The organism is Nostoc sp. UHCC 0252, assembly GCF_034931145.1.
GTDB lineage: Bacteria > Cyanobacteriota > Cyanobacteriia > Cyanobacteriales > Nostocaceae > Nostoc.
Map to the genome: position 1 here is coordinate 1 of NZ_JAYGHE010000034.1, position 26,257 is coordinate 26,257.

Genomic DNA, 26,257 nt, shown 5'->3' on the forward strand with positions numbered 1-26,257 from the left:
AAGTCTGTGTAATCATTAGAAATACCTCTTGTTTGGGGTAAAAAGGCGATCGCTCACGGTGCAAAGTTTGCGATCGCCTTTTGTTTTGCGTGAACAACGTTGTGGTTTACCGCAACGCTCTCAAATTGCTTTGGCGTAGCCTCATATTTTTAAATTCCAGTTATTGTCTCGTAAGAATCCACAGCACAAGGCTGTAAAGAAGGTATTGCGTGCGCGGTTGCTGTCCTAATTGGAGTATGAGTAGATTTATTGAGTGATTTTGAGTATCTCCCCCAGCCGACTTTACCTGGCGTACCTTGTGCTATACGACGGGAGGTTCTCGTTTCTCAAATCTATGTTTTATGTTGAGCAAATCTGTAACTGGTTAGACTTGCGAACCCTTTTTGCGTTTGGGTGCAGGCGGTTCGCTTTCCTTTGCCCTTGTAATAAATATAGACCAATCGCAATGCTTTTGCAATACTTTTGATATCAGATTTATTCTGCTTTTTACTTGCTCACTATCAGATTTTTGTATAGCAAAAGCATTGCATTATACTATACTTTTGCAGTACTTTTAGTTGCATAACGAAATGAAAAGCACAGCAAATGTAATATAAGGAGGTGTCCATGCAAGTCTTGCTCTTGTTTATGTCCAGAAAAAGAAAGCCTGTTTCCTTCCGAATTGACGAGTTAGTGGTAGAAACTCTAAGTAAATTAGCCAGAGAGGAAAACACTAGTGTTAATAGATACATTGAAACTCACTTTTTTCGGTTAGGCAAAGAGCGAGGCTTTATTTCTCCAGACGCTCAGTTGATTGGCGAAACTAGAGGAGGAGACACAACCAAGGGTACTGATGCTGATGATAATTGAAGCTATTGATTTTTATAGATTTGAAAGAATCACGCGAAAAGGTTGGTTTGTCGATGGAACGGGTGGTGAGGAAATTTAGTTGAATTTGGAATACAAAAAATTAGCTGCGCCAGGAAGGTTTAGCAAATAATTACCAATCATTTCTAAAGAATAGATTTCCGGTAATGCTGCCTGAAACTTACTCAGACGATACTCTGGTAATTGTGACAGGATAAATTTTTGTATATTAGGGCTTTGCCAAAAGTCTTTATCACTCATCTGAGTAATTGCCAAACTTAACGTAGCTTGACCAAGACTTTCTCCCTCTATTTTGAGCTTGAAGTTATCAGCAACAATCTTCCAATCATGATGGAATTGCAGACCATATTTGAGGGTGTGATTAATCTGTCCGCCGGCAAAAGTCCACCACAACGCTCGTTCGTTATCTATCTGAATACTTAATTGCGAATCTATCAGTAATGGTCTAAGGTCAGTACGAAATTCATCTACAGATGCTTGCGCTCTAGGATCAATATAAGGAATAATATCCTCTGTTTTAATGATTTCTGCAATTTGCTGGCACAGGTCATAACCTAATAGTTGCGGAGCAAAGCCGCCCCAACTTGGTTTTTTACCACGAGGAGCTGGAACAACCCCAACAATACGCTCTTGGTGGTTGATATGGGTAACAGTCCAAGCCTTACCACTGAGCAGGAAAGAACTCATATCTGCAACTAGTTTATCCACAAACGCTTGCTCTAAAGAGCCGATGGTGTAGCCAGATGGTGTTTGTACTTTATAAAGCAATGGGCTACTAAAAACTGCGTAGAGTTCCATAAAGTTTTTCCGACCAAAAACCCGTTCTGCTTTATCTCCCATTGAAAGTAAGCCACCTGCATGAAACAAGAAGTCTTCCCGAATCATGTGCTTGATTAGTACCTCAAATTCTGTATAGTTGATACCGGAAAAGTCAGGTACGCTAGACAAATGCTCCCAACAGCGTTCTGGGCTAATAGCACCAAATTGTAGAGTTAAAGCTAGTAACTGATGCACCATGACAGCCCAAGCTCTGGTTTGAATGGGAACAGATTCTACCCAGCTTTTTCTCGCTAGTTCAACAATAGCGATCGCTTGCAATACTGTCTCCACATCTTCACAAAAAAATGTAGTGTTGGCGCGTTGACCAGCCCTTCTACCCGTGCGTCCCAAGCGTTGTAAAAAGGAAGAGACTGTAGAAGCTGCATTCGCTTGTAATACTAAGTCTAAGTCGCCAACATCAATACCCAACTCTAGGGTGGAAGTGCAAATAATGCTGGTATTACTTCCTGTTTGAAAACGTTCCTCGGCGGCGGTGCGTTCTTCTAGAGAGACGGAACTATGGTGAACGAATACATCAGTCCCGCGATTTCGCATTCGTTCGGCAATGTCTTCAGCCAGTGAGCGACTGTCACAAAAAAACAGGCTCTTTTTTCCTTGGGTTAATTGACTAGCTTCTTGAGCGATCGCTCCTAGTGTATCTCGTAAATAAACGCGCAAATCTTTTTGAGAAGGCACTTTTGGAGGCTCAATAACATCACCTTCCCGTTTTGATGTCCCTTGCAGCCAATGCAGAATATCAGCCGGATTGCCAACGGTAGCACTCAACCCTATGCGCTGAATATCATTGACTGTATAACGCCCTAGCCGTTCCATCACAGACATCAGGTGAGCGCCTCGGTCTGTACCCGCTAAGGCGTGAACTTCATCAATAACTACAGCGCGTAAATCTCCAAATACTTTGGCATGGGGTACTTTGGCAGATAGCAGCATGACCTCTAAAGATTCAGGGGTGGTCATTAAGACTGCTGTTGGCTCTTTGATAAAAGTCCGTTTATGGGAATCTTTAATATCTCCATGCCACAGGAAGCGGCGCAAACCAACCATTTCTGTGTAACTCCCCAAACGCTCGGCTTGGTTATTTAAGAGAGCTTTGATTGGTGCAATATAAATTAAACCAACTCCTTGGGGTTCACGCTCCATTAACATTGCCAATAGCGGAAAGATAGAGGCTTCTGTTTTTCCGCCAGCAGTAGGAGCTAAAATTACTGCATTTTTACCATCTAATAAAGCGTGTGCCGCCAGTTCTTGCACAGGGCGGAGAGAAGACCAGCCCAAGCGGGAGACAATTGCTTGTTGTAGACGGGGAGGAAAACGTGCAAAGGCAGAAGTCATAAAAATTCAAACTATCCTACAGGAAGTAAGCTACAAAATTTCAAATTAGAATCTTTCCAATTCCCAATTCTCCACCTGATTAAAATTCCACAGCGTAGCCTTGAATATCCTCTGGTTCGGCATCAAAAAGGGGACGACCTTCCCGAATACGGATTTCGTCTTCTGTTAAATTAGTAGCTTCAAAGCCCTCGGCGATCATGGGGTCAAATTCCTCATCATTAGCCGCCAAATCTAACACGTTGACAAATTGGCGCAAGAACTGGCGGGGAACTACTCCAACATCGCCTTTAAACCCTGCCGTCACTTTGGCAACCAGTCGTTCAATAAAGTCAGGGGTGACTTTGGTAGTTAGGACTGTTTTATTTACAGTGGGATAAATTTCCCGCAATTTTAAGGCTACTTCTTTAAGGCGTTTAGCATCAAAAGGTTTGAGATCCAACTGGGGTTGGCGGGGGTTGGCAAAACCACCAGGAGCTAAAAATTGAATGCGATCGCTCAAAGGTTCCAAACCTCCTACACCACGTTTGGTATCATAAAATTCGGGTGTCCCTGTAAAAATCCATAGTAAGCCTTTGTAGCGGTCTGCCGCATCACAAATTTGACGAATTCCATTTAAGGACTTACCTCGGCTATCGTGACGCATTCGCAAAATTGTTTCTACTTCATCAATGACAATTACTAGTCCCTTATAGCCTGCGGCTTTGACAATCTCTAAAATACCCTGTAGGTAATCGAGAGCATCCCGGCTGACAATATCTCCTTTAATTCCGGCAATTTTTTTGGCGCTGGCTGCTACATTTTCACTACCAGAGAGCCAAGAAAGTAAAGCACTAGCTTCCGCAATTTCACCTTTTTGTTTAAGTATAAAAATAGTCCGCAATACTCTAGCCATATCTTCTGGGGCTTTACCACCAGTTAGGGAGGCGAGTTCTTCTTCCATACGTTGCTGCACTAGAGTATCAAACTCATCACTGTTTTCGTCAGCACCCCCAGCAATTAGGGCATCTTCTACACGGGCAATCCAACGGTCAATGATGTCGCTTAAAGCACCTCTAGGACAGGAACTAGTTCCCAATTCTTGTACGACTTTACGATAAACATCATCAAATTTGTAAAAGTGTAAATCGTTGTCAGAAACCACTACAAAGCTAGTCGCAAAACCTTGGGCTTGGGCATCCAGAATTGCCAAACATGACATAAATGTTTTACCACAGCCATAGCCACCACGAAGAAATTTAAATACACCTTCCCCATCAGCTGCTAGTTTGAGTTGGCGATGGATTTCTGTACGTTGTTTGTCAATACCGACTGCAAAAGCTTCTAAACCTCTTTCTGGAACAACTCCAGAACGCAGGCGTTCAAAGATATGCTCAATATCTCGTTCACTGATTGTCATAGTTGATTTTTAATTTTAGTTTTGCTTGACGTAACGCTTACCATTACTTGTCGTTTCAATCCTGACTGAGAAGGGAACTTTCTTCAAGTATTCCTCAAAATCTAAGGCAAAACGCCTGGCTTTTCTGGCGTTACCGAGAATTTGAGTGAGTTCTATTTCAGTAATAGAGTTATGTTTTTGGAGATGAAGGAATACTTGGGCTACTGTTTTATCCTCAAAACTATCTTGCCAATCATTGATGCTTGGTGTTTGTGTGGTAGGAATTTCGGTTTTTAGGGAACCAGAAACGTCAAAATATTCTTGGGGAATGGTCGCTTCTATATCTTCAATCCCGTCAGGGTGAAAAATCTCAATGCGGACTCGCTCATCACGTTGTCCTCTTAGGTCAAATAGCACTTCTACCCATTCATCTGTAACGGGAATTTGCAGTTGTTGGTTATTTATCCCTGCGCCGATAACATCTTTAATTGTGATCTGGATATCCTGACGGTTAGGAACATGGAAAGCTAAATTAATTGTCTTGGCTTCGGCAAAATTTAGCACGCTTTGAGGTAAGGGGGCTGGCTTAACTCTTAAGCGAATTTTGTTATTATCTGCTTGAGCTTCAATTAAGTATTTCACCATTCCCAAATGGGAATTATAACGGTGAGATACTGTGAGTACAGGAATGACGCGCTCTTGCAAGCTGTTACCACCGTGTACAAAAGTAGCGCCGGGATTACCTGTGGCAAATACAGATGTATCTTTACTAAAAATTAAGTATTTATTTTGCCCTTCATATTTTAGGGAACTCAGAGAAACTGTAACACACCCTTGCTCAGAGCGTGGTTCTAAATCTATGATATGGCGGCGGTTAGGGTCTTTTTTACTACCATATTTTATTTCTTGAGTGGTGTGGTCTTGCAGTAAAAAACCGTGGTCGGCAGTTAAGACAAATTCATTCACACCGATGTTTTTTAAGTGATTCCAGGCGGCTTTAATTTGCTGAAGCCAACTTTCAAAGGTGGCTAAACCCAGGTTAGCTTCCCCTGCATCGTCAATTTCTCGGCTGTGAATGACAATCAAACGGACATCAGCACAGCTTTTTTTCAGCTTAGATGTTGTATTATTACGAACTTCAGTTAGGTTAAAGCTGGCAATGTCTTTGTTACCCTTACCATGATGAGAGATGCTTTTATCTTTCATCGCCCTGACCCTTTCTTGGGGACTACGGACTGTATACTCACCTGTTTTAAAACCCTTAAAGCCATTATCACCAGCTAAGAGTAGCTTTCCTCCTTGGCTGACAGGGGCTAAGGCGTTCATACCTACGGCGGTAATACTGGGTAATTCTGCATACCTCGCTTTCAGGGAAACTATAGTACCAGCTTCAGTAAATTCTTTTAGCAGTTCTGTAGCCATTTCGTAGCGGAAGGCATCAATTAAGAAGTAGGCAACTTTTTTATGATTGTTTTGGGTGAGAGGGTGGATAACTTGGTCGTAGAGAGTTCGCTGTTGGAGGTCGTCTTCTGGTAAAAAGCTGTCTTTTTGGCAGATGGCGGTGAAGTCTTGCGCTAAGGTATCTGCCCAAATTCGGTATTGGCGGCGGAGTTTTTCGGTGGCTTCGAGAAGTTGGGCAAAGTGGGGTAATTTAGACTCTAACAGGTTAAAACATTGCTGCTCAAAACGGCGATGCGCTCGATCCACTTGATAACCAGATTGGGTATAGTATTCTAGGGCTGCTCTCAGATTATCTAAGGTTTTGATGCGTCCTGAGTTTTGAATTTTATCGCCGAAAGTCGCAGCTGATTGGATGAGTGTCCATTCTATTTTATGAGTGCGATCGCGTTCCAACCAAAATGCAGGTGATTCTGTGCGCGGTTGTGACCAGCCTAAAACTTTGCTAAATTCCGCCGCTAATAGTGCTTGGACGGCTGCGGCTAGAATTGCGTTTTCTCCCCATTGGAAAGTTTTAATTTTACTTAATTCTTCTGGGGTAAGTTTTTGTAGTTCTGGTTCTAAGTGAGACTCTACAATTACCGCTTTGGTGGCGTAGGTGTCGGGATGGCGCTGGCGAAGATATTCTATTAGTTGTTTACAGTTTTTCCGTAGGGGTGGAGAAAGTTGGTTGAGGGGTTGGAGTTGGGGAAGATGGGGTGAACGGTTGAGGTCTTGGACATATTCAACGCACATTAGCCACGCGGCGAAGGCTTCACCTAGTCTGGAAAAGGAGAGGGTTTCTTGGTTGCTGTAGAACTGTAAAAACGTCTCATCCATTCCTGTGTGACGGTAAAGATGTTGGGTAAGGGTGTCGAGGCTGTGGGTATCTGGGAATTTAGCCCGTAACTTTTTAGCTTCATTTATGATGCTGTCTAAATCCAGCAAACCTTCCAAAATCCACTCTAGGCTGAAATTATCTAAATATTTAGCTAGGCTGTCTTGGGGTTGGGAGAGGGTATTTTCTAACCAAGTTTCGGCGGCGGTGAGGTCGGTAACGCTTTGAGAAAGGTAGTTTTCTAATTCTGTGGGAGTAACTTGACCTGTAGAGGCTTCGCGGATAAGGGTGTCTAAAGCTTTGCGAAAACGATAACCAGCCCGGTAAAGTTCTAAAATTGGGGTTTTGCGGATTGTATCTTCTGTATGTCCGGGCAGATGAATTAGCAATGGTTCGGGGACAAGTCCATTACCATAAGATTCCAGGGCAAATAACATTTCTAGATAACTACCGCGAAAGGCGACGACTGGGGCAAAAAATTCACCTTGGCGATGACGGGTTATCAGTTCATCAACATAACTGTTATAGTGTGCGTCTTTATCTAGCCAGATGACTATACCTTGTTCCCGTAATTTCTGTTTTATTTCGTCTTCTAAATAGGTGGTAATGATGGACATAGAAATTTATGGGGAATGCGGAATTGTGTCTTACAATTTGTCGTGATCTTCTGGTTCTACGTCAGGGACTTTAGCTAAAACTTGCTGAAATTTATCCCAACTACCGCGTTTGGCTTTTCTTCGATATAGTCTTTGGTCATCCATGCGGAAACTTGTGCTGATAGTGCAGTAGCTAGAAGTTATTCTAAAGAAATGTTTTCTTCGGCTATTAAGGCTTCAATTTGGTTATATAAGGAATCTGAAAGTTGTACGTTTAAGTAAGTTATAATATTTCTCCTTAATTGTTGTAATAATTATTTAGAAGCTAACTATGATGCACTTTTTTATTGCTTATATTTTTTGTTAGTTATTGATTAATTACTATTTTTTAATTTTTAATTACAAATAACATAATTATTTATAGTTCTTGAAGAAAAAAGTAGTTTTCAATAACTTTGGGGCCAATTCCTTTTATAGGCATTAAAAAATCTGTAATTAGTTTTTTATCTCTACTCAAAAGCACTTGTTCACACTTGTTTATACCTTGATTAGCAATTAAACTTCCTAAAGCTGCCAACCTTTCAGCAAATAGATTATTCATAAAAGAACCTCGTTCGTAACCTCCTTGAGTAAGACGTTGATTCATCTCATTAATATCCCATTGTTTTAAATTATCGGGATTAAATAATCCTATTTCTCTCATACTTTCAATAGTTAAATAAGTCTTGCTTAGTGTATATTGATTTACAGATAAAATCGAAATTACTAATTCTTCCCATACATTGTTTGTATTATATAATGGTTTTGAATTTTGCTGATTCATTTATACAGTTACTCCAGAGACTTACTTCAATTTAATTGGTTAGGGCTTACGCACAGACTACGAAAAATCTAGGTTTGAAATTGCTTCCATAGGGTCGCAATGACAAAAATACATCAATCTTACGTAAGTCCTATTGATGTATTTTCAGCTATGTATTGCTAAACAAGTTTAATTATAAATTTTTAAAAGACGATTTTTCGGATAATTGAGGGGGAAATAAGTGCCGAATTTCCGCATTACCTCATTCTTCCTCGTAGTCTGGGGCAGGGGGAATAGTCCAGTCTTCTTCTGGGTCTTGTTTTTTGCGTTTACGTTCTCGCCGCTTTTCCTCTTTTTCTGACAATTCTGCTACGAATTCGGGGTTGTTATCTATAATTTCTTGTCGCAATTGGTCGGAGTCAATTTCATCTATGGTGAAGTCGGGGGCGATTTCGTCTTGTAGTCTTAGTTCCCATTCGTAGGCTTTGGCGGGGTGGTATTTCCAGAAGCAGCCGTGGGCTACTGCTAGGGATGGGTCTTGTTGACATTTTTCGTCTACGCGTTGAGGAAAGTATCGGGCGGCTAAGTGTGACCAGTCGTAGTCTTTTTCTAGCGTGGCAAAACTTACTAGAGAAGAGCGAAAATCCTGTAATCTTGACCTTGTAGCGAAATAATGGTGCAAAAACTTGGCAAGAAAAAGTTTAAAACCAGAGGCAACATCGTTTGAAGTACTCGATTGTGTTCAAAAAAAATGCCCCTCGTGCGGTCAAGCAATGTGGAATGAATACAATAATCCTCGACATATAAGAACGTTAAACGGGGTAGTAGAACTACAGCTAAAAATTCGTCGATGTCGAAATAAGTCATGTCTGCGGTATAAAAAAGCATATCGACCAGAGCAAGAAGGGTCATTCGCTCTACCACAAAACGAATTTGGTTTAGATGTGATTGCTTACATAGGAGCATTACGGTACCAGGAACATAGAAGTGTTCCCGAAATACACACTCACCTTGAATTAAAGGGTATATGTATAAGTCAACGAACGGTCACGCACCTCATTGACAGATATGACGAATTACTTTCTTTATGGCTAAAAGATTATAAAAGGTTAAAAGCAATAGTGGCTAATCAAGGACGGGTGATATTAGCCATTGATGGGATGCAGCCAGAAATTGGACATGAGGTCTTATGGGTAATTCGAGATTGCTTATCAGGAGAAATCTTACTTGCTAAAACCTTATTATCATCAAGAAATGAAGATTTAGTGGCGTTATTATTAGAAGTAACTAATACCCTAAATGTACCAATTGATGGAGTTGTTAGTGATGGGCAACAATCAATTCGCAAAGCTGTTAGGCTAGCATTACCTAGAATTGCTCACGGTTTATGTCATTACCATTACCTGAAGGAAGCTATTATTCCCATATATGAGGCGGATCGACATGCAAAAAAGGAATTAAAGAAAAAAGTTAGAGGATTACGAGACATTGAACGTAGTGTTACTAATGAAACTCAGGAAATGGCAACTATTATCGAAGATTATTGCTCGGCAGTACGTAGTTCTATAACTAATGATGGTCATCCACCGTTAGAGGCATCAGGATTAAAGTTACAAGAAAATTTGACATTGATAGAGCAAAGCTTAGAACGGATGGAAAAAAAAGTGCTTTAACCCCACCCTTAGTCAACCTAAAACACCTGATAGCTAAGGGTTTATCTGCGACTGCATCTTTATTTTCACCTGTGAGGGTTGCATATCAGTGGGTTGATAAAGCTAGTAATATTCTCAATAATAAAATAGGTCTTGATGCTGCTGGAGTCAAACAAAGTTATCAGGAACTATTAACAGAAATGTCCCAACAAAAACAGAAAGCTGGTATACTCAATACCGCAATAGATAACTTTATCAAAACTACCCATAACTACTGGTCTGGACTTTTTCATTGTTACGAAATTGAAGATTTTCCCCGAACTAATAATGACTTAGAACATGCTTTTGGTATGCTACGTCATCATCAACGTCGTTGTACTGGTCGTAAAGTTGCCCCCTCATCCCTCGTTATTCGTGGTTCTGTCAAACTTGCCTGTGCGATCGCTACTAAGCTTCATTCTTTTAGCGCATCTGATTTAGCGCAAGTTGATATTCCTACTTGGCTCGAATTACGCTCTCAATTACAAAAACACCACAAAGCCAGAATTGAACAGTATCGATTTCGCAGAGACCCCAAGGCTTACTTGGCTAATCTAGAGAGCCGTCTTCTCTAGTAAGTTTTGCCACACTAGGTTTTACCTTTTGCTAGAGTGGGCTTAGACGTACTCCGTCGTTTGGGAGGTGAATATGCTTTATTGGCACAGCGATATAGTTATGTAACTGAATCAGGAGAGCTATTCTTAAATACCTTACTGCCACTAAAACCATTTACATTTAAAGTGAAAACCATCACTTTTGGTAGTGATTTTCATTTAGAAAATTTTAATTTTGAAGTTGCGACCATCACGGAAATCAAAAAATCTAATATAGTTAATTTTATAGAATTTGTTGATAATTTAGTATTTTCTCACACAGAAAAGCATTTAACTGAAGTTGAACAACTAATTATAGAAAAAACAATATCAAATCAGACTTATGAGCAAATAGCAGCATCATCAAATTACTCTATACAAGAATTAAAGAATGTTGCTAGTAATCTATGGAAAGTTTTATCATCAGCATTCGGCGAAAAAGTTAATAAAACAAATTTAAAAAATACTATCCAAAGACAGGTAAATTATTCACAAATAGATATTCACCGTAGTCTTAAACAAGCCCAATATTTCATTGAAGATTTAGGGAATGGAGCGCAACTAGAAATGGTATCCATTCCAGAAGGCAATTTTATAATGGGCGCACCAGAGAATGAAGAAAATAGTAACAATGATGAACGTCCTCAGCACCAAGTAAATATTCAGTCGTTCTTCATGGGAAAATACCCAGTAACACAGGCACAGTGGCAAGCAATCGCCTCTCTGCCCCAGGTTAACCGAGAACTAAACCCCGAACCATCTAATTTTAAAGGTGCAAATCGCCCCGTTGAGCAAGTTTCTTGGTACGAAGCAGTTGAGTTTTGCGATCGCCTCTCCCAACATACAGGAAAAAGCTACCGCCTACCGAGTGAAGCAGAATGGGAATATGCGTGTAGAGCAGGTACAACAACACCATTCCATTTTGGAGAAACAATTACATCAGAATTAGCCAATTATGATGCTACCAGAACTTATGGTGCAGGTGTGAAAGGAACATACCGAGAGGAAACAACAGAAGTGGGCAGTTTTGGAGTAGCAAACGCCTTTGGACTATACGATATGCACGGAAATGTCTGGGAATGGTGTCTTGACGATTGGCACAGTAGCTATGAAGGTGCGCCAACAAATGGGAGTGCATGGTTTGATAGCAAGAATGATAATCTTTCTCAAAGACAAGGAACTGCTATGCTGCGGGGCGGTTCTTGGGCCTACTTTCCTGCCTACTGCCGTTCCGCGTCTCGCTTCAACGACCTCAACCGCGACCTCGATCTCAGCCTTATTGGGTTTCGGGTTGTGTGTGCCGTTGGGAGGATTCTTCGGTAGCCCTTTATACTTTAGTTCTTTTGCCCTTTGCACTTGTTCTTTTTTACTTTTTTAGCGTAACGAAGTGGAGCGATCTAATTTTTTGGAAAAAGACGGTGTTGACTTGATAATGATTAGAAAACTCTTATTTTGGAAGTAAAAAACTATTAAATATAGTCAATGCCAAAAATAGTTATAAACGAAACATATAAAACTGCCCAATACTACGTAGAAGACTTGGGTAATGGAATTACGCTAGATATGGTGCTGATTCCTGGCGGTAGTTTTCTGATGGGTTCACCAGATGATGAACTAGAGCATAGGGATTCAGAAAGTCCTCAACATTTAGTAAATATTCAGCAATTTTGCATGGGTAAGTATCCAGTTACTCAAGCACAGTGGAAAGCCGTAGCAGCATTACCACAAGTCAATAAAGAGCTAAAAGCTGACCCATCGCAATTCAAAGGTACAAATCGCCCTGTAGAGCAAGTGTCTTGGTATGATGCGGTGGAGTTTTGCGATCGCCTTGTAGCCCATACTAACAGAAAATATCGTCTGCCTAGCGAAGCAGAATGGGAATATGCGTGTAGAGCAGGTACAACAACACCATTCCATTTTGGAGAAACAATTACATCAGAATTAGCCAATTATGATGCTACCAGAACTTATGGTGCAGGTGTGAAAGGAACATACCGAGAGGAAACAACAGAAGTGGGCAGTTTTGGAGTAGCAAACGCCTTTGGATTATACGATATGCACGGAAATGTATATGAATGGTGTCTTGATGATTGGCACAGCAACTATGTAGGTGCGCCAACAGATGGGAGTGCATGGTTTGATAGTAAGAATGATAATCCTTCTCAAAAGCAAGTAAGAGCCGTGCTGCGGGGCGGTTCTTGGGACTACAATCCTGAGGACTGCCGTTCCGCGTATCGCTACTTCAACGACAACCGCGACAACGATGACTACAGTATTGGGTTTCGGGTTGTGTGTGCCGTTGGGAGGATTCTTCAGTAGCCCTTTATACTTTAGTCCTTTTCCCCTTTGCACTTGTTCTTTTTTACTTTTTTAGCGTAACGAAGTGGAGCGATCTAATTTTTTTTGAGAAACAAATACATTTATTACCCAGGTTTTGAGGCAGTGACTAAAGCTGTATTAAGATTTTTAAGAGTTATCCACTATATCCGGTTTTTGGTGGTTAATACCCCCTTAAGTATTAAGATTCATTAAAAAAATGAAAGAATTATCGGTCATTCAAAAGACTTATGACTGCATTAAATGGTACGTGCCAATTATTGATAGATTACCGAAAATTCATAAATTCACTTTAGGAGATAGATTAATTAACCAATTGTACAATTTATTAGAGGGATTAATTAAAGCCAAATATGCAAAAGATAAACTACCTCAATTAGAATCTCTTAATACTCAATTGGATATTTTACGTTATCAAACACGAATGCTGCTTGATTTTAATTTAATGTCAGTTCAGCGATATGAATATGCTATCAAAATAATAGATGAAATTGGTACAGAACTGGGCGGATGGATCAAAAAGCAAAGAGAAAGAGACAAATGAGTTGATTTTAATAAAAATAAAATGAAGCGTTACGGGAATCTTTATTGTCAAGTTATTGATTTCGAGAATATACTTTCTGCGTGTCGTCAGGCACAAAAAGGGAAGCGCTTTCGGGAAAATGTTTTAGATTTTAATTATCATTTGGAGACTGAATTAATTAGATTACAGAAACAGCTAATAGATAAAACTTATCAGCCAGGAGCTTACCGCACTTTTCATCTAATCAATCCAAAAAGCCGTCTAATTTCAGCCGCACCATATAGAGATAGAGTTGTTCACCATGTACTGTGTAACATAATAGTACCAATTTTCGAGAGAACTTTTATAGGTGATTCTTACGCTAATCGAATTGGTTTTGGGACGCATCGAGCATTAAAAAAATTTGCTCACTTTGCTCGGAATAGCCGCTATGTGCTTCAGTGTGATATCAAAAAGTATTTTCCCAGTATTGACCATAATATTTTAAAAGAATTAATACATCGTAAAATTAAATGCTCTGATACGCTGTGGTTGATTGAGACTATTATCGACAACAGTAACGAACAAGAAGGAGTAATTGATTATTTCCTTGGTGATGATTTACTTACTTCTGTGACTCGTAGGAAAGGTTTACCAATTGGAAATTTAACCAGCCAATTTTTTGCAAATATTTATTTAAATGGTTTTGACCATTTTGTGAAAGAAAAGCTAAAAATATCCAAATATGTCCGTTATGTTGATGACTTTGCTCTATTTAGCGATGACAAAGAATTATTGGCAGACGCTAGATTAGAAATAGAAGCATACTTAGCTGAATTAAGGCTCAAAATTCACCCGATAAAAAGCCAATTATTTGAAACTAAAATTGGCGCAACCTTTCTGGGATTCAGAGTATTTTCTGACAGAATGCGGGTCAAAAATAGTAATTTGCATCATGCAAGACGTAGACTTAAGCGATTGCAAATAGACTATGCCCAAGGTAAAATCGAACTCAATCAAGTGACTCAATCCATAAAAAGTTGGGTTGCACACTTAGAGCATGGCGATACTTGGCAACTACGCAAACAGATATTTACTTATCTCCATTTTAGGAGAAGGTAGAGAAGGGGTAGGCGAACCCGACTGCGGGGCGGTTCTTGGAACAACAATCCTGAAAACTGCCGTTCCGCGTATCGCAACAACAACAACAACCGCGACAACGATAACAACAATATTGGGTTTCGGGTTGTGTGTGCCGTTGGGAGTACTCTTCACCGCGAGAGTTGGCAGGTGGGAATCTGTCGAGAGTGCAAACGAAGAGTCCAACCTACACCTGTGATGTCGGTGACGATATCCGAAAATCAAACTGAGTTGGGTAGCTTGGTAGGTGTAAACCGAACAGTTGCTCAACTCTACAACAGCACAATCCTGTCTTTGAGAAATGCAATTTCTCTATGGGTTTGGGCTATACAAAGGAGCAGCAAACATGGTTTCAGCAGAATTATTGAATACGCTTCAAGGACTCAGCCGTGCTGAAAAACTTTATGTTGTGCAAGTTTTGATTTCAGGATTAGCCCAACAAGAAGCTGATTTAATTAAACCAGAGCAATCTTATCCTGTCTGGTCTCCATATAATGCAATTGATGCGGCAAACACGATGCTAGAAGTTTTGCAAGCAACACAAAATCAAAACAATGCCGAATGTTGAGCAATTTCCTTTTGTCAACTCTGATACAGCATTGGGAGAAGCTGGTTTTCGCCCACAGATGCCAATTACACTTGCAACTCAACAATGCTCTATCACAACATCTGCATTATTAGATACAGGAGCGACAGTTAACGTCTTACCCTATCAAATAGGTCTTGATTTGGGGTATGTTTGGGAACGTCAAACAGCAACCTTAAACTTAACAGGAAATCTGGCTCAGTTTGAGGCTCGTGTTGTGGTTATTCAAGCAATAGTGGCTCAATTTGAACCTGTTCAACTTGTATTTGCTTGGACAAAAGCTGTACAAGTACCTCTAATTTTAGGGCAAGTGAATTTTTTTATGGAGTTTGATGTTTGTTTTTATCGCTCACAGCTATATTTTGTAGTCAGTCCTAAGAAAAGAACTCCAAAATAAGCGATCGCTCTACTCCTCCCAATCCACCAGCGCCCCATCCGCACAAGCGATCCCCCACTGCGGAAACTTCACCACCAGTTTTTTAATCACAATCTGCAAAGCGGGGTCATCATTCCAACATTCCGCCAGAAACTCAAACCCAGGATTTTCGCTCAACACCTCCGCCAGCTTAAGTTTTTGCATCCGCTCTGGTCGAGCCTTAGACCGCGCTGCGATCGCTTCACTTGACCATTTTTCATCATTTGGGGCAGGCGCGGCGAAATTTTGGTCAACGTTATCCGCCTTGGCTTCTACATGAAAAACCGAATTTTCATCCGTTAACGAAGGGGAAAGGCTGGATGAGGCTGATTCTTCACAATTGAGAGCAACGGGCGCGGCGGAAAACGTGCCTTCATGAGGGACTGTCACTTCAACACGACAATCCTGCTTTTCTCCCAACAACGAAGCAGATTCATCCTGTGTAGCTTCCACAAGCGTTAGCGATGTGCAGTCCGTTACCGCAGGTAACTCTTTCTCTTCTTCCACGCTTACAACAGACTGAGGCGACGCGCCCCCAAAAGGCGCGTCAGCCGTCACCTCTACACGCGAATTTTCGTATGAAGTGGAAGAATCACACCTCACGATCTCTTTTGAAGAGTTCGTGAGGTGTTTCTGAGGAGTTCGTGAGGGTTTCCTAAACGCTTGCTCTGACTGGTTTTGAGTGGCAATGTTTGTTTCAATTGTCGCGGTATTCACTTTAATTGAAACGTTATCCGCTTTATTTGAGGCGGTATCCGCTTTGTTTTTCTCGCTCTGCCAAAAATCTTTAACTCGCGCGCCATGCAGATTTTTTACTTCCCAAACTGATGTTCTGCCATCACTGCCACAGCTGAGACGACGAAATATAAACAAACCAGCTGCTTCCAATACTCTTCTGGCCAATCTAAAAGCTGAATCACTCAAATTAGTCACCAATTTCATCCAGCGTGAGCCGAATGGGTCAGCTAGCCAACACTGCTGCCAAAATCTCAGTACAGATGGTTTTTGACTGATTGCCCATGTGGTGTCCTCTGACGGGATAATCATGTGAGGATGATTTAGTTTTGAGCCAGTGGACTGTTTAAATTTAGTAGTCATTTCTCACCTCCATGATGAGCAGAGGCATGACAGCGACGACACAGAGTAATCAAGTCATCCAAGTATTCCATCTCGAAACCGTGATGATCATAAGTCAAATGATGAACTTGTAATTTTTGATTGGCGTTGCATTTTACACATCTAAAATTATCTCTAGCTAGAACTAGTCTTCTACAGTCTTGCCAGTATTCTGATGCTAAAAACTCGTCGTAAGCGCTGAATTTGTACTCCGTCGATTCAGGCAAGTAAATACCATGTTTGTTTTCGGAGAAACAGACCATACCAGCATATTTTTCATAGCAGGGTCTATTGGGAAGATAAAATATCTTAAACAATTTGCTATCGGTTACTTCCGTCATCGCCTTATTTAAGACGTTTGCTTTCATCTCCAAATCAGAGAGTAAGATCACTCTAGGGATGTAGGTAGTAGAGTATTTGTCGTATTTGGGCTTATAAGGATGTACAGCCCAAGCATAGCTGTAGAGTTTGAGAGCGCAATATGAAAAATGCTTGACTGCCCAAATTAAATCTTCTGGTGGAATACCTTTATAATTCGTCATAATTCACTCTCCTGTTTATGTTGACGCACGGAAATTTCCCCCACTGTCAGCGCGGGGCTTGGCATTATCTGTGTATTTATAAAGTCGTGTCTAAGAAATTACTGGCACGGGCAAAAATTAGTTATCCTTCCCAGAATCGCAACTCCTCTCTGGAATACCTGTCAGTCTTCTTTGAGCGTTCTTGCCAACAATCCCACGCCACTACCAATTCTTCGCCCAGATCCTCCACGACTTCACCCCGTTCCACATACAAAGTGCGATAGGGGTCAGCGTGAGACACGATAGAACCAACGCCAATCAATTCGCAATTAGAAGAACCAGACTCGGCAGGGGTTTCGTGAAGAACCGTATGCTCCGTAATCTTGGAGGATTCGGCTTTCTCCAAAGCAGTGATTAACTCTATCTCTTGTGTGGTTAACTCCGCCCAGTAGTCATTTTTGATAGCCTCATACTCAGTAGCCACAGTCAAATAGTCCCACCAGCTACACCCAGGCTTGGATAGTACAGCCCGAATTTCGCTAATCGCCTGGGGCAACATTTCTAATTGCTCGGCTCTTACAGCGATCGCCTGCGGTGTTGGTTCACTCCCCAGGATTATTGCCGCAGCTTCGAGTGCTTGGGTGTTGTTCATCGCACAAGCCATATTGCTCAATGCCATACCCATCAAGCGTAAGCATTCTGGGGCATTTTCTTTGGGCGGTTCTACAGCCAGCGATCGCAGGTCAATAGTTTTCCCCAGCGAACGCTTAACTTCTTTGTTTAACGCTTTGGTAGCTTGCAGGGTGAGAGTATTTTCCCACTGCTGGCCAGGGTGTTCTTGTACAGCGTGTTCCAAATCTTGAATACGCCGTTGTAATCGTTGGTTTTCAAGTTCCAACTGCCTCAATCCTTCCAACTCGAAAAGCCGCTGCTGCAATTGGATGTTTTCTTCCTTTTGCTGCTGAAACAGGTTTTGCAAGGATGAGATTTGCTCTCGTACTTGTTCTTCGGCTCTGGCAGTGGCTTCTGTCTGCAAACCAATCCTCAATTCCTGGGAAAGTCGCTCTAACTCTTGCTGATGTTGTTCTTTGAGTGCTGCGATTACCTCAGCATACTCGGCTGGATATGTTCTTTCTTTGGGAAATGGAACACTTGGGGCATCTAGATCAGTATTGTTGACCAGCAGTTTTTCGCCATCAGCAAAGGTGACAGTCTGCTGCCAAACGTTTGGTGCATCTGCCTCAATCACTCCCGACTCCCCAAAACGGGAATGAGATTGTGATGAAACCGTGACAGAATTACACAATTGCGTTTGACTTTTTTCTTTTTTTGTGGAGCGTTTAGCTGTTGGTGCAACCTGTTGTACTGCTCTAGCGAAATCGGCAGCTGTAGGAAAGGGTTTCTCTTCGGACGCGATCGCTACGGCTTGTTGCAGTTTGTCGGGTGTTTTGACCAGTCGGAGTAAGGGGCGAGTCTGGGAAGGTTTGGTGATCTTGTCTTTTAACTCTTCGGGTAGAATATCAACTACTCGCTTGGCTGCAAATAAATCCTTGACCCTGCGATATCCACCGTGTTTGGTCAACTCGTTTTCACAGTAATCCTCAAAGCTGGTGTATGCGCCATCTTGGAAATAGCCGTTATCCCGCATCAGCCGTAGTTCGTCGGATGCCTGCCACTCGAATCTGTCTATGGCAGCAAAGGTTTCCTGGATGCTGGTGTTGAGATTAGTGTAATCAAGGGTTGAGGTTTCGCCGCAGATGTAGTGGCCAATAGCGGTATTGTCCTCTGTGCATAATGTAGGAGGATTTGATATTGTTTGATTAACCATAAACCTGGGAGTTTGTGGGACTACCCTCAGCGTCTGCCTGCAAAACAATCGCTGGGGGTCTTAATTTGTCAGCATAATTGCTTTGAGTCTAGCATTAGGCTAGCCACAATTGCAACCAAGCTAGACAGAAATAATCACCCTTTAAAAGCTTCGCCCCCTAGTGTTGTGTAGGGGGCGACTTGCTTGCTAGATTAATGAGGTTTTTGGCGCTGGCTAGCATATCATCTAGCTGATTTTTCAATTGTTGATTTTCTGCGGCTAGCCCGCCTTTAATTTTCCCAATTCTGCTTTTATCTCCGCTATTTCTTGTTGTTGTCTTTCTATTACTTGCCTGATATCAATAACATTGGTATCACTTTCTTTGCCGAGTCTACTTTTGATGTAATTTTCTATATCTTCAGTCATGCTTGTACCTTCCCTGTCAAGCAACTCCTTGTAATCAACATATAGGTCATTATCAAGGCGGACATTTAATTGCGCGCCTCGTTTCCTTGCAGGCGGCTTTCTTTCGTTTACCATTTTTATTCCATTGAATTAAACAACTATTTACACTATAAAACACGGTCTAGCCACTGGCTATAAATTCTACTAATCTCTCAAGCCCATATAAATCAGCTTTTTGGCTAGATAATGTCTTGACAATGGCTAGCCAAAATAGTACATTATATTCATGAGGCAAAACAAAAGAGATCGCCCTTTTGCAATCTCAAAGCCCACAGAACCTTGACAGCATAATCCAGAGTGACCGCTTGATGAGTAGCCGAGGCACTGGCGCAACCAGAGAAGGTGAGGGGTACACAGCCGGGAAATGGATTTGCACCGAATAACAAATTACCAGCAGGACGACAACTGACTTTGAAGCGTTTGAAGCTGTATACGTCGCCTGAGATTATTGCTCTCCTGTTTGGTAATGCTCCTGGTCACTGGCTAGGAGTACTAAAGAAAAGCTGCGCTTAAATTTTTTGAGAGCGTTGTGCTAAACCACAACAACGTTTGCACACATAGTAAAGGCAATCGCCCACCGTGGAAAGTATGCGATCGCCTTTTATCCAAGTGAATGGAGATTTTTATTATGACTTACAGAACGCTTACACAGCAAGCAATCACTGATTCTTCTATTGATCAACAAGCGATTGCCCAACAGGAACTCGACGGTCTTCTAGAAGCCCAGGCGCAAACTGTAGCACCAGTTGCCCCAGCTAAAGACCCTTTGACCGACCGCGATGCCTACGGCAACCCCAAGGGGGAACGCACCATCATTGCAACCATCGTTAACCAATCCGACTATCCTCACGATTGCCAGCCGCAGGATGTAGTCACCATTTGGATTAACTCTGACAACATCGTGTGGGTGAAGATGTCCCACGGTTTCGCTCGTTTTAACAAAGAACCGTTTAAGGCAGCAGTAGCGGAAATCAAAGCCAGCCTTCCCGAAACACCACGAGAACGCAACGAACGATTAAGCGCTGAACTGGAAGTAGCTTGCACCAAGTTTGGTCTATGGCATGGTGAGATTGACTGGTTGTCATTCAGCACGAAAGTCTTTCGGGGCAAGGATTTAGTGGGCTTCGTTGGGTGTAACTATGAAGGTTGGTACGGGAGGCGTTACCAATACAGCCCCAATCAACAAGCGGATAGTGCGTCAACTGCGATCGCTCTTTTGCGAGTGCGGGTGGCAGTAGCGGCGTAGTTTTATATAGGAAAAGGCGAGTGCATACCCGGTAAGCGCACTCGCCATCAAACCTTAATCAAAGATCATAATCGTGCCACAAGTCATAATATTTACTCTCTCCCTTCAAGTAGAACAGTTGCATGAATCCGAAGATAGAATTCTGCTGCCCCCAAATGATCCTAATGCAGAGGTGTTGGATGTATCTGGTTATAAACTGGTGTACGTGAAAGGAGCCTGTCCGAAGATATACCGTGTGTACAGGGATGATTCAATGCTGGGTTTGGTGTTTCAGCACATTACCCATTGGGCGAACGAGGTGGACGAAATCCGGTACGCCAAGCCAAGGGATGCAGTGGTGGGGTTGGAGAGTTTTGTTAAGGCTGCGGATAAGCCACGAAAAAAGGCTGTGGAACTGGAAGCGGCTTAATCTTGATTGTCGGTTTCTTGATGTTGTAACTGTTGCACCATCTCCACTGATAATCCGGTTATCCGTGCGATCGCGTCAATACTCATGCCTTCTGCTAGTAAGTTGAGGGCGATTTGACGAGCTTTTTGTTGACTTCCTTCTTCTTTACCTTCGCTCAGAATTGACTGATAAATGATTGATTCGCGCATAATGTCCTTCCTGAATAAACGCCCAATTACTTCTTGTTCTAATACTAACCCAGCCAGAATTGCGGCAGCAGCAGAAATATTACTTTGTGTCCGTCTTTCACTAATTTTATCAACAGAGTTCGCCACTTGTTGTAGTGTACTAGCTTTGTCATTGGTCGCACTTAATACAGCAAATGGCAATAATCCTGGGGTGTTCAGGAATATTTCTGAAGGTTGTTCCCATAGGCGAATTACCGAAAATTCATGCCGCATTTTTTCTGTCGTAAATGTGGTTTGATACACTTGATCCGACGTAGTTTTATCTAAATAAATCACAACCTGATGTATTTGTTTATTGGGAAAGCGACGATATATCCGCAAATAATAATCAGCCATCCGAAATGGCATATTTTTATCGGGAACTGTCTGAAACTCTATATGTAGAACAACCTCATCTGATTGCAACAAAATTAAAGAATCAGCACGAATTGGTTCTATTGATAACTCTGTTGGACTTAGCTTAGTTAAAGTGATAGGTTTTCCTAATAGCCAAGTAGCAAAATCAGGAGAATACAGTTCAGCAATGAATTTACAAGTGTTATCAAAATTGCTCATAAATTAGTGGAGTTATTTGGTGAAGTTTTTGATGTTTTATTTTCAGCAGCGCCCCAAGCCCAAGCGCCAAATTTAGGACTACTGGGAAGGATTGCGCTGCTGAATACGGCTTTGCTAGAACCATTCCGCAATCAACCCAGTAAAACAGAAGTGCGAAACTGCCTTACAAAGCTGTTCACGGTGATCGCAGATTCGCAACGCAAAGCCAAAAGGGAAGATACGACTATACCAGAGGATAATCTAGCGCGGCTGTGGATTTTATCACCGTCAGTTTCAGAAGCATTGCTTGAAAGTTTTGGGGCTAAACTAGAGCTAGAAACTTGGATGCCTGGGGTGTACTTTCTGCCTGATTCTTTTAGAACGGCGATACTGGCGATTAACCAGTTACCTGTTACGGATGAAACCCTTTGGTTAAGGATTTTAGGTAAAGGACAAACGCAACGCCAAGCCGTGAATGAATTGTTGGCACTTCCTGAAAGTAATTTGTTACGACAAAATACTTTAAAGTTAATTACAAATTGGCGCATTGTTTTAATTCAACAAACAGACGATTTAACTGAAGATGAGCAGGAATTGATTATGAACTTGTCGCAAGCTTATCAGCAATGGGAAGATACTACTAAACAACAGGCAAGATTAGAAGGACAGCGCCAAGTTGTAGAGAATTTGTTGAGATACAGATTTGGTGCTGTAGACGAAGAACTATCAAGAATTGTCGATAGCTTATTACAGCTATCTCCAGAAGATTTTGCTAGAGTTTTGCTGGAATTACCTAATTTATCTCGTGAAGAACTGTTAAGCAGGTTCTAAACAGCGGGGCAGTAAAAGTAATCTCGAAGTCCCTACAAATTATCAAATCATCAAGCGCTTTGTTAACAGCAGAGCGCTTATTTTATTGCAGCGATCGCTGACGAAAGTTAGTAACAAATACAGGAATTTCAACCAATGTCTAAAAAACAAAACTGCTCTGAATTGACAGCAGCTAATTTGCTGCATTCGCTTCGAGTATGCGGTGGTTCTGCGCCTTTGCATAGAATCAGTTTTCCACAAACAAGTATCCAATATCTACTGGATAGACAATTGGTTCGAGTTAAGAATACTGGATGCGGTTTTTGGGTGGAAGTTGTCAAGAGCCAGTAAATAGAAAAGCTCCGCTTGAACTTTTTGAGAAGTCATAAATCAATCGTAGGAAATAAATCATGACAGTTACACTTGATACATTTAAATCTCCTGAGTTTCGTGGTAATTTCTCTAAATTGCCTATTTGTCAATTGCTAAATGGAAAAAATATTCTGTTTGTTAAGTCAGACAATATCAAATTATCTGGCTGGGTGAAACGAACAGAAGTTGAGAATTTAGTAGCTCAACTACAGGCTACACCAAAAGGCAAGAAATTCGCTTTACCTGAAGGATATGATCTTGCTTGTGGTATTCCCTTCATTCACACTTACCGTAATGGTAATGCTGAATCAGGATTAGCTTTTGAATGCCCTAAAATTCATGTTTTAGCTTCTAGTCCCAGAATGATTGAGGTCAATGATAAAGGTGCTGAAGCTGGGATTGGGAGAAAGGGAGATATCCTCGGTAACTTTGAGACTTGGCACGGTCAATCAGTTCGTGAATCACACCCTAAAGAGTTCACCACATTACGCACATTACACATGATTTACTTGGTTGATAGGAACGGTAACTTTCTCCACAAAGTTCCTTTAGTTTTGACAGTTCATGGGGGTGCTGCGGCATTCTTTGGACAACAGCTTGAGAACTTCTACAAACTGGTAGAAATAGCTTACTCTGACTCTCAAGGTGATTCATTCTATACTTTGAATGAGCAAGCGAGAGCAGTCACGATATTTCAACCAACATTTGATACAGAGCTTGTTGGTGCGGAAGCTCGTGCTGAGGTATGTGCCGTAGTTGGGTTTAACGAACCAACAGCAGAAAACGTGAAGGAGTTTTTCAATCTTCCCAATGCTGAGAAAATATGGGGAACGCAGCAGTCATTGTCGGGGTTTGCTTCTAAATACTTAAAGCAATTTGAGAAATTTCATCAGATTGCGCCTGGAATTGAAGTTGATGAATTTCCAGAAGAACAATTTGGTAAAACTATGCCGATAAATCAAGTTGATGAGATAGAAGATAACGACCCCGATAATTTCTAGTTAATGCTAAGTAATTCGTAATTAAACAACCAATTACGAATTACTTAAATACAGAGCTAATTTACCCAAAAGGATAATCATGTTTGAAACTCACATATCAAAAGATGGAGTTACGGTGTTAGTTTGCCAGATGGATAGCAAACACTTGAGTAACACGATTAAGGCTTACTGCCGAGAAATTGAAAAGTGCAGAAAGGTAGTTAATCAGCCGTCTGTTGAAAATCAGATGATTGCAATTTTTAATAGTAACTTTAGTCAGAGTAATCTTAAAGAGCAGGCAGTGAAGCAACTGAAAATTTATCATGAAAGATTGCAACCATATTTAGGAGAAGCATTGCTGCGTGGTTTAAATCTCAGCAACGAATTAAAAATAGCTTATGGCAGAACAGGGCAAATTAAAAATGCTTTTTGCGGCATCACCCTTGAATTAATTCAAGGTGATGATGACGATGATGATGGCTACGAAGACGATTATTCACATCCTGGGCATCCATCTCATTACGGCGATAGGTAAAACTTCATATTTGAGAAAGGCAGTTTATCGCTGCTTTTCTGTTTTTTCCTTCAATAATTAAAGAATAACTAAAACCAATGGCTAACTACAAACAAATTGGGCATTTACCTATGCAAGAGCCAAAAGTCCGTTTAGGTGTCCGCCGCCGTACTTTAAGACGGTTTAATCCCAGGATTTTCATTGACCGCACCATTGAAGTGTCAGCGGTCGTCTCTTTGTTGTTCATGGGATTTGCGGGAGTAGGATCAATTGCTAGTTGGGGATTAGAAATAATCGAAACTAATACCAATCCTAGAATAATTATTTCTAGCTGGCATTATCAGAAAAATGCTTGTTTAGGTGGGATGTTGGTTAGTTTCTCCGCCTTTTTAGGTAGTTCTTTACTGGGTGCAAGTCTTAGTATTAGCAGAGATAAATAAATAGAAAGCAACAATGTCAAACCTAAAATATTTAAACATTTGTGCTGGCTCTTTGGGAATAGCAGCAGCCGTCATCGGAGGCACAATTCTGTTCAAACAGACAAGTGCCAAAGCTGTTATTGCTGGCTCGACCCTGTTTTGCGGTGGAAGTTTGCTAACTATAAGTTGTCTGTGTCAATTTCAAATCGATAAAGAAATCGAGTCAGGCATTGACAATGTATTAGAAGAAAGACGCAAAGCTATTCCCAAAACTTGCAGGGGATGCAGTAACTTTCACGGGATAAAACATGGTGGAGTGATGCTAATTTGCGCGATACATCCAAGTGGTGTAGAGGGTAATACTTGTCCAGATTTTGAAAGTTTTGGTTAGAAGATTGAGGTTTGAAAAATGGACATACAAGCAACAATGTCTCAAGAAGATAAAGAATTTTGGGCAGCTTTAGAAGAAGAATTAAAAGCTGAGAAGCTAGCTGGTGGTGAAGGAAGAATAATACCGCGACCTGAATATAAAATCAGCAAGAAAGAGTGGTCTGGGGAAGAAGACGGTGTTTTTCATGATCATCAACTTCTCTACGACTCTGATATGAGGAATTACTAAAATCAGAATCTCAAGGTAACGATATGGAAATGATATTGACTACAGCAGAGATACGACAGATTCTCAAAGGTTGTCAGCAGACTTTGCGGCTCGTTCAAAGTACTACAGAATATCGGCGGATTGAATATAGCGAATACTTCTCTACTTCAAATAATGTGGTACTTAACGATGCTTTGAATGTGCTGTTTGAGGTGATTGGGGCGATTGATGATATTGAACAAGCAGAGGTTTCAAGTGGAACAAGAAATTAAACAAGCGATAGGTTTGGGCAGTCCTGAACTCCAAGCGGAGCCAGTGTCAAAACCAGAGCCAGAGCCGCAAGTTACGATTTACGACTTTGCACAAGTACTAGCCGAAAATGAGCCACCGAGAAAGTCAAAGTAGAGATTGACAAATGACATTAGCGTTAAGCAGAAAAAGCAAAGAATCTACTCTAACAAAAGCATTAAGAGAAGTAGATCAATTAAAGTTCAAGGTTCACAAATTAGAGCAGCAGCATCAAGAGTATGTACAAGGGCAGCAGAATTTGATTAGTGCAATTGCCGAAATTTGTATGTCTCCAATTCAGGAGATCGAAGCTCTGCGTATCCTTGTATGCAAGGGAGAGGCGGAGTGTCGGCGATATTTGCGATCGCTGATAGTTAATCAGAGGAAGGTCAGTTAAAAATGTCGAATAATGTTGTGTTGACCAAGAGCAAGTTGTACCAATTCCGTGGTGTGCAATTACGGTACAGCCACCCTCGACAACATCCAGAGCAAACCCGGTATGTGTTTTTTAATTCGTTGGGAAAGCGACGGGAGTTGGGAGCGCAAGTTGTGCGGCGGGAAGTTGTGGGGGTTCGGGAATTTGCGGAGAATTGAAAAGCT

The 26,257-nt window shown here is 41.4% G+C and carries 31 protein-coding genes; 21 read left to right on the forward strand and 10 right to left on the reverse strand.

Annotated features, from left to right (window positions below; genetic code table 11):
• Window positions 1–606: 606 nt before the first annotated feature.
• The gene (locus VB732_RS19015) at window positions 607–849 is read left to right on the forward strand and encodes a hypothetical protein (RefSeq protein ID WP_100902141.1); all 243 of its coding nucleotides are present in this window, start codon (window positions 607–609) and stop codon (window positions 847–849) included.
• Between the two features lie 75 nt (window positions 850–924).
• On the opposite strand, the gene VB732_RS19020 is transcribed toward VB732_RS19015, so the two are convergent.
• The 5 genes from VB732_RS19020 to VB732_RS19040 all read right to left on the reverse strand — a co-directional run bounded on the left by VB732_RS19020 (window position 925) and on the right by VB732_RS19040 (window position 8,769).
• Entirely contained in the window at window positions 925–3,039 is a 2,115-nt protein-coding gene (locus tag VB732_RS19020) for a DEAD/DEAH box helicase (protein WP_323232467.1), read from the reverse strand.
• A gap of 79 nt (window positions 3,040–3,118) precedes the next feature.
• Window positions 3,119–4,435: a BREX system ATP-binding protein BrxD gene (gene brxD / locus VB732_RS19025; protein ID WP_323232468.1), complete on the reverse strand. Its 1,317-nt coding sequence runs from the start codon at window positions 4,433–4,435 to the stop codon at window positions 3,119–3,121.
• A gap of 15 nt (window positions 4,436–4,450) precedes the next feature.
• The gene (gene pglZ, locus VB732_RS19030; RefSeq protein WP_323232469.1) at window positions 4,451–7,306 is read right to left on the reverse strand and encodes a BREX-6 system phosphatase PglZ; all 2,856 of its coding nucleotides are present in this window, start codon (window positions 7,304–7,306) and stop codon (window positions 4,451–4,453) included.
• 397 nt (window positions 7,307–7,703) lie between these two features.
• Window positions 7,704–8,108, reverse strand: a complete 405-nt coding sequence (locus VB732_RS19035; RefSeq protein ID WP_323232470.1) for a hypothetical protein — start codon at window positions 8,106–8,108, stop codon at window positions 7,704–7,706.
• Window positions 8,109–8,349: 241 nt separating this feature from the next.
• Complete coding sequence (locus tag VB732_RS19040; protein ID WP_323232471.1) at window positions 8,350–8,769, reverse strand: hypothetical protein; 420 nt, start codon at window positions 8,767–8,769, stop codon at window positions 8,350–8,352.
• A 91-nt stretch (window positions 8,770–8,860) separates the two neighbouring features.
• On the opposite strand from VB732_RS19040, the gene VB732_RS19045 reads away from it, so the two are divergent.
• From VB732_RS19045 to VB732_RS19075, 7 genes are all read left to right on the forward strand, one after another.
• A protein-coding gene (locus VB732_RS19045) for an ISNCY family transposase (RefSeq protein WP_323232472.1) occupies window positions 8,861–10,353 on the forward strand; the annotation gives its coding sequence in 2 pieces (ribosomal slippage) (window positions 8,861–9,752 and window positions 9,752–10,353; 1,494 coding nt in all).
• A gap of 36 nt (window positions 10,354–10,389) precedes the next feature.
• Window positions 10,390–11,694 carry a formylglycine-generating enzyme family protein gene (locus VB732_RS19050; RefSeq protein WP_323232473.1) on the forward strand — a complete coding sequence of 435 codons (1,305 nt, stop codon included), beginning with the start codon at window positions 10,390–10,392 and terminating at the stop codon, window positions 11,692–11,694.
• Window positions 11,695–11,853: 159 nt separating this feature from the next.
• A complete protein-coding gene (locus VB732_RS19055; protein WP_323232474.1) occupies window positions 11,854–12,690 on the forward strand; it encodes a formylglycine-generating enzyme family protein in 837 nt (278 codons plus the stop codon).
• 217 nt (window positions 12,691–12,907) lie between these two features.
• Window positions 12,908–13,252, forward strand: coding sequence for a diversity-generating retroelement protein Avd (gene avd, locus VB732_RS19060; RefSeq protein WP_323232475.1), 345 nt, complete (start codon window positions 12,908–12,910; stop codon window positions 13,250–13,252).
• Window positions 13,253–13,273: 21 nt separating this feature from the next.
• Window positions 13,274–14,332, forward strand: a complete 1,059-nt coding sequence (locus VB732_RS19065) for an RNA-directed DNA polymerase (RefSeq protein WP_323232476.1) — start codon at window positions 13,274–13,276, stop codon at window positions 14,330–14,332.
• 364 nt (window positions 14,333–14,696) lie between these two features.
• The gene (locus tag VB732_RS19070) at window positions 14,697–14,918 is read left to right on the forward strand and encodes a hypothetical protein (protein ID WP_323232477.1); all 222 of its coding nucleotides are present in this window, start codon (window positions 14,697–14,699) and stop codon (window positions 14,916–14,918) included.
• Window positions 14,905–15,333 (forward strand): hypothetical protein, encoded by a 429-nt coding sequence (locus VB732_RS19075; RefSeq protein ID WP_323232478.1) that lies wholly within the window; start codon window positions 14,905–14,907, stop codon window positions 15,331–15,333. The genes VB732_RS19070 and VB732_RS19075 overlap by 14 nt, the downstream gene beginning before the upstream one ends.
• A gap of 9 nt (window positions 15,334–15,342) precedes the next feature.
• On the opposite strand, the gene VB732_RS19080 is transcribed toward VB732_RS19075, so the two are convergent.
• The 4 genes from VB732_RS19080 to VB732_RS19095 form a co-directional block, all read right to left on the reverse strand.
• A complete protein-coding gene (locus VB732_RS19080; protein WP_323232479.1) occupies window positions 15,343–16,449 on the reverse strand; it encodes a hypothetical protein in 1,107 nt (368 codons plus the stop codon).
• Window positions 16,446–17,009: an HNH endonuclease signature motif containing protein gene (locus tag VB732_RS19085; protein ID WP_323232480.1), complete on the reverse strand. Its 564-nt coding sequence runs from the start codon at window positions 17,007–17,009 to the stop codon at window positions 16,446–16,448. The genes VB732_RS19080 and VB732_RS19085 overlap by 4 nt, the downstream gene beginning before the upstream one ends.
• 121 nt (window positions 17,010–17,130) lie before the next feature.
• Window positions 17,131–18,816, reverse strand: coding sequence for a hypothetical protein (locus VB732_RS19090; protein WP_323232481.1), 1,686 nt, complete (start codon window positions 18,814–18,816; stop codon window positions 17,131–17,133).
• 258 nt (window positions 18,817–19,074) lie between these two features.
• Complete coding sequence (locus VB732_RS19095) at window positions 19,075–19,335, reverse strand: hypothetical protein (RefSeq protein WP_323232482.1); 261 nt, start codon at window positions 19,333–19,335, stop codon at window positions 19,075–19,077.
• 553 nt (window positions 19,336–19,888) lie between these two features.
• On the opposite strand from VB732_RS19095, the gene VB732_RS19100 reads away from it, so the two are divergent.
• Both VB732_RS19100 and VB732_RS19105 read left to right on the forward strand, forming a co-directional pair.
• Complete coding sequence (locus VB732_RS19100; RefSeq protein WP_323232483.1) at window positions 19,889–20,506, forward strand: hypothetical protein; 618 nt, start codon at window positions 19,889–19,891, stop codon at window positions 20,504–20,506.
• 235 nt (window positions 20,507–20,741) lie between these two features.
• Window positions 20,742–20,915, forward strand: a complete 174-nt coding sequence (locus VB732_RS19105) for a hypothetical protein (protein ID WP_323232484.1) — start codon at window positions 20,742–20,744, stop codon at window positions 20,913–20,915.
• Here the strand turns inward: VB732_RS19105 and VB732_RS19110 are convergent.
• Window positions 20,912–21,697: an Rpn family recombination-promoting nuclease/putative transposase gene (locus tag VB732_RS19110; protein ID WP_323232485.1), complete on the reverse strand. Its 786-nt coding sequence runs from the start codon at window positions 21,695–21,697 to the stop codon at window positions 20,912–20,914. The two genes, VB732_RS19105 and VB732_RS19110, sit on opposite strands and share 4 nt — an antisense overlap.
• A 6-nt stretch (window positions 21,698–21,703) precedes the next feature.
• Between VB732_RS19110 and VB732_RS19115 the strand changes: the two genes are divergently transcribed.
• The 11 genes from VB732_RS19115 to VB732_RS19165 all read left to right on the forward strand — a co-directional run bounded on the left by VB732_RS19115 (window position 21,704) and on the right by VB732_RS19165 (window position 26,251).
• A complete protein-coding gene (locus VB732_RS19115) occupies window positions 21,704–22,507 on the forward strand; it encodes a hypothetical protein (protein ID WP_323232486.1) in 804 nt (267 codons plus the stop codon).
• A gap of 135 nt (window positions 22,508–22,642) precedes the next feature.
• On the forward strand, window positions 22,643–22,837 hold the full coding sequence (locus VB732_RS19120) for a hypothetical protein (protein WP_323232487.1): 195 nt from the start codon (window positions 22,643–22,645) through the stop codon (window positions 22,835–22,837).
• 59 nt (window positions 22,838–22,896) lie between these two features.
• Entirely contained in the window at window positions 22,897–23,859 is a 963-nt protein-coding gene (locus VB732_RS19125) for a DUF5895 domain-containing protein (RefSeq protein WP_323232488.1), read from the forward strand.
• Between the two features lie 79 nt (window positions 23,860–23,938).
• Window positions 23,939–24,373, forward strand: a complete 435-nt coding sequence (locus tag VB732_RS19130; protein ID WP_323232489.1) for a hypothetical protein — start codon at window positions 23,939–23,941, stop codon at window positions 24,371–24,373.
• A 77-nt stretch (window positions 24,374–24,450) separates the two neighbouring features.
• On the forward strand, window positions 24,451–24,792 hold the full coding sequence (locus tag VB732_RS19135; protein WP_323232490.1) for a hypothetical protein: 342 nt from the start codon (window positions 24,451–24,453) through the stop codon (window positions 24,790–24,792).
• 13 nt (window positions 24,793–24,805) lie between these two features.
• Window positions 24,806–25,162, forward strand: coding sequence for a hypothetical protein (locus VB732_RS19140; RefSeq protein ID WP_323232491.1), 357 nt, complete (start codon window positions 24,806–24,808; stop codon window positions 25,160–25,162).
• 18 nt (window positions 25,163–25,180) lie between these two features.
• Window positions 25,181–25,390, forward strand: coding sequence for a hypothetical protein (locus tag VB732_RS19145; protein ID WP_323232492.1), 210 nt, complete (start codon window positions 25,181–25,183; stop codon window positions 25,388–25,390).
• A 23-nt stretch (window positions 25,391–25,413) separates the two neighbouring features.
• Window positions 25,414–25,641, forward strand: a complete 228-nt coding sequence (locus VB732_RS19150) for a hypothetical protein (protein WP_323232493.1) — start codon at window positions 25,414–25,416, stop codon at window positions 25,639–25,641.
• Window positions 25,625–25,774, forward strand: coding sequence for a hypothetical protein (locus tag VB732_RS19155; RefSeq protein WP_323232494.1), 150 nt, complete (start codon window positions 25,625–25,627; stop codon window positions 25,772–25,774). Before VB732_RS19150 ends, VB732_RS19155 begins: the two co-directional genes overlap by 17 nt.
• A gap of 10 nt (window positions 25,775–25,784) precedes the next feature.
• A complete protein-coding gene (locus tag VB732_RS19160; RefSeq protein WP_323232495.1) occupies window positions 25,785–26,054 on the forward strand; it encodes a hypothetical protein in 270 nt (89 codons plus the stop codon).
• A gap of 2 nt (window positions 26,055–26,056) precedes the next feature.
• Window positions 26,057–26,251, forward strand: a complete 195-nt coding sequence (locus VB732_RS19165; protein WP_323232496.1) for a hypothetical protein — start codon at window positions 26,057–26,059, stop codon at window positions 26,249–26,251.
• The last annotated feature ends 6 nt before the right edge of the window (window positions 26,252–26,257 follow it).

What these genes read in the sequence shown, in the direction of transcription:
- VB732_RS19015 (WP_100902141.1), top strand. Translation starts at nt 607, where the DNA reads ATGCAAGTCTTGCTCTTGTTTATGTCCAGAAAAAGAAAGCCTGTTTCC.
- VB732_RS19020 (WP_323232467.1), bottom strand. Translation starts at nt 3,039, where the DNA reads ATGACTTCTGCCTTTGCACGTTTTCCTCCCCGTCTACAACAAGCAATT.
- brxD (WP_323232468.1), bottom strand. Translation starts at nt 4,435, where the DNA reads ATGACAATCAGTGAACGAGATATTGAGCATATCTTTGAACGCCTGCGT.
- pglZ (WP_323232469.1), bottom strand. Translation starts at nt 7,306, where the DNA reads ATGTCCATCATTACCACCTATTTAGAAGACGAAATAAAACAGAAATTA.
- VB732_RS19035 (WP_323232470.1), bottom strand. Translation starts at nt 8,108, where the DNA reads ATGAATCAGCAAAATTCAAAACCATTATATAATACAAACAATGTATGG.
- VB732_RS19055 (WP_323232474.1), top strand. Translation starts at nt 11,854, where the DNA reads ATGCCAAAAATAGTTATAAACGAAACATATAAAACTGCCCAATACTAC.
- avd (WP_323232475.1), top strand. Translation starts at nt 12,908, where the DNA reads ATGAAAGAATTATCGGTCATTCAAAAGACTTATGACTGCATTAAATGG.
- VB732_RS19065 (WP_323232476.1), top strand. Translation starts at nt 13,274, where the DNA reads ATGAAGCGTTACGGGAATCTTTATTGTCAAGTTATTGATTTCGAGAAT.
- VB732_RS19070 (WP_323232477.1), top strand. Translation starts at nt 14,697, where the DNA reads ATGGTTTCAGCAGAATTATTGAATACGCTTCAAGGACTCAGCCGTGCT.
- VB732_RS19075 (WP_323232478.1), top strand. Translation starts at nt 14,905, where the DNA reads ATGCCGAATGTTGAGCAATTTCCTTTTGTCAACTCTGATACAGCATTG.
- VB732_RS19080 (WP_323232479.1), bottom strand. Translation starts at nt 16,449, where the DNA reads ATGACTACTAAATTTAAACAGTCCACTGGCTCAAAACTAAATCATCCT.
- VB732_RS19085 (WP_323232480.1), bottom strand. Translation starts at nt 17,009, where the DNA reads ATGACGAATTATAAAGGTATTCCACCAGAAGATTTAATTTGGGCAGTC.
- VB732_RS19090 (WP_323232481.1), bottom strand. Translation starts at nt 18,816, where the DNA reads ATGGTTAATCAAACAATATCAAATCCTCCTACATTATGCACAGAGGAC.
- VB732_RS19095 (WP_323232482.1), bottom strand. Translation starts at nt 19,335, where the DNA reads ATGGTAAACGAAAGAAAGCCGCCTGCAAGGAAACGAGGCGCGCAATTA.
- VB732_RS19100 (WP_323232483.1), top strand. Translation starts at nt 19,889, where the DNA reads ATGACTTACAGAACGCTTACACAGCAAGCAATCACTGATTCTTCTATT.
- VB732_RS19110 (WP_323232485.1), bottom strand. Translation starts at nt 21,697, where the DNA reads ATGAGCAATTTTGATAACACTTGTAAATTCATTGCTGAACTGTATTCT.
- VB732_RS19120 (WP_323232487.1), top strand. Translation starts at nt 22,643, where the DNA reads ATGTCTAAAAAACAAAACTGCTCTGAATTGACAGCAGCTAATTTGCTG.
- VB732_RS19125 (WP_323232488.1), top strand. Translation starts at nt 22,897, where the DNA reads ATGACAGTTACACTTGATACATTTAAATCTCCTGAGTTTCGTGGTAAT.
- VB732_RS19130 (WP_323232489.1), top strand. Translation starts at nt 23,939, where the DNA reads ATGTTTGAAACTCACATATCAAAAGATGGAGTTACGGTGTTAGTTTGC.
- VB732_RS19135 (WP_323232490.1), top strand. Translation starts at nt 24,451, where the DNA reads ATGGCTAACTACAAACAAATTGGGCATTTACCTATGCAAGAGCCAAAA.
- VB732_RS19140 (WP_323232491.1), top strand. Translation starts at nt 24,806, where the DNA reads ATGTCAAACCTAAAATATTTAAACATTTGTGCTGGCTCTTTGGGAATA.
- VB732_RS19145 (WP_323232492.1), top strand. Translation starts at nt 25,181, where the DNA reads ATGGACATACAAGCAACAATGTCTCAAGAAGATAAAGAATTTTGGGCA.
- VB732_RS19150 (WP_323232493.1), top strand. Translation starts at nt 25,414, where the DNA reads ATGGAAATGATATTGACTACAGCAGAGATACGACAGATTCTCAAAGGT.
- VB732_RS19160 (WP_323232495.1), top strand. Translation starts at nt 25,785, where the DNA reads ATGACATTAGCGTTAAGCAGAAAAAGCAAAGAATCTACTCTAACAAAA.
- VB732_RS19165 (WP_323232496.1), top strand. Translation starts at nt 26,057, where the DNA reads ATGTCGAATAATGTTGTGTTGACCAAGAGCAAGTTGTACCAATTCCGT.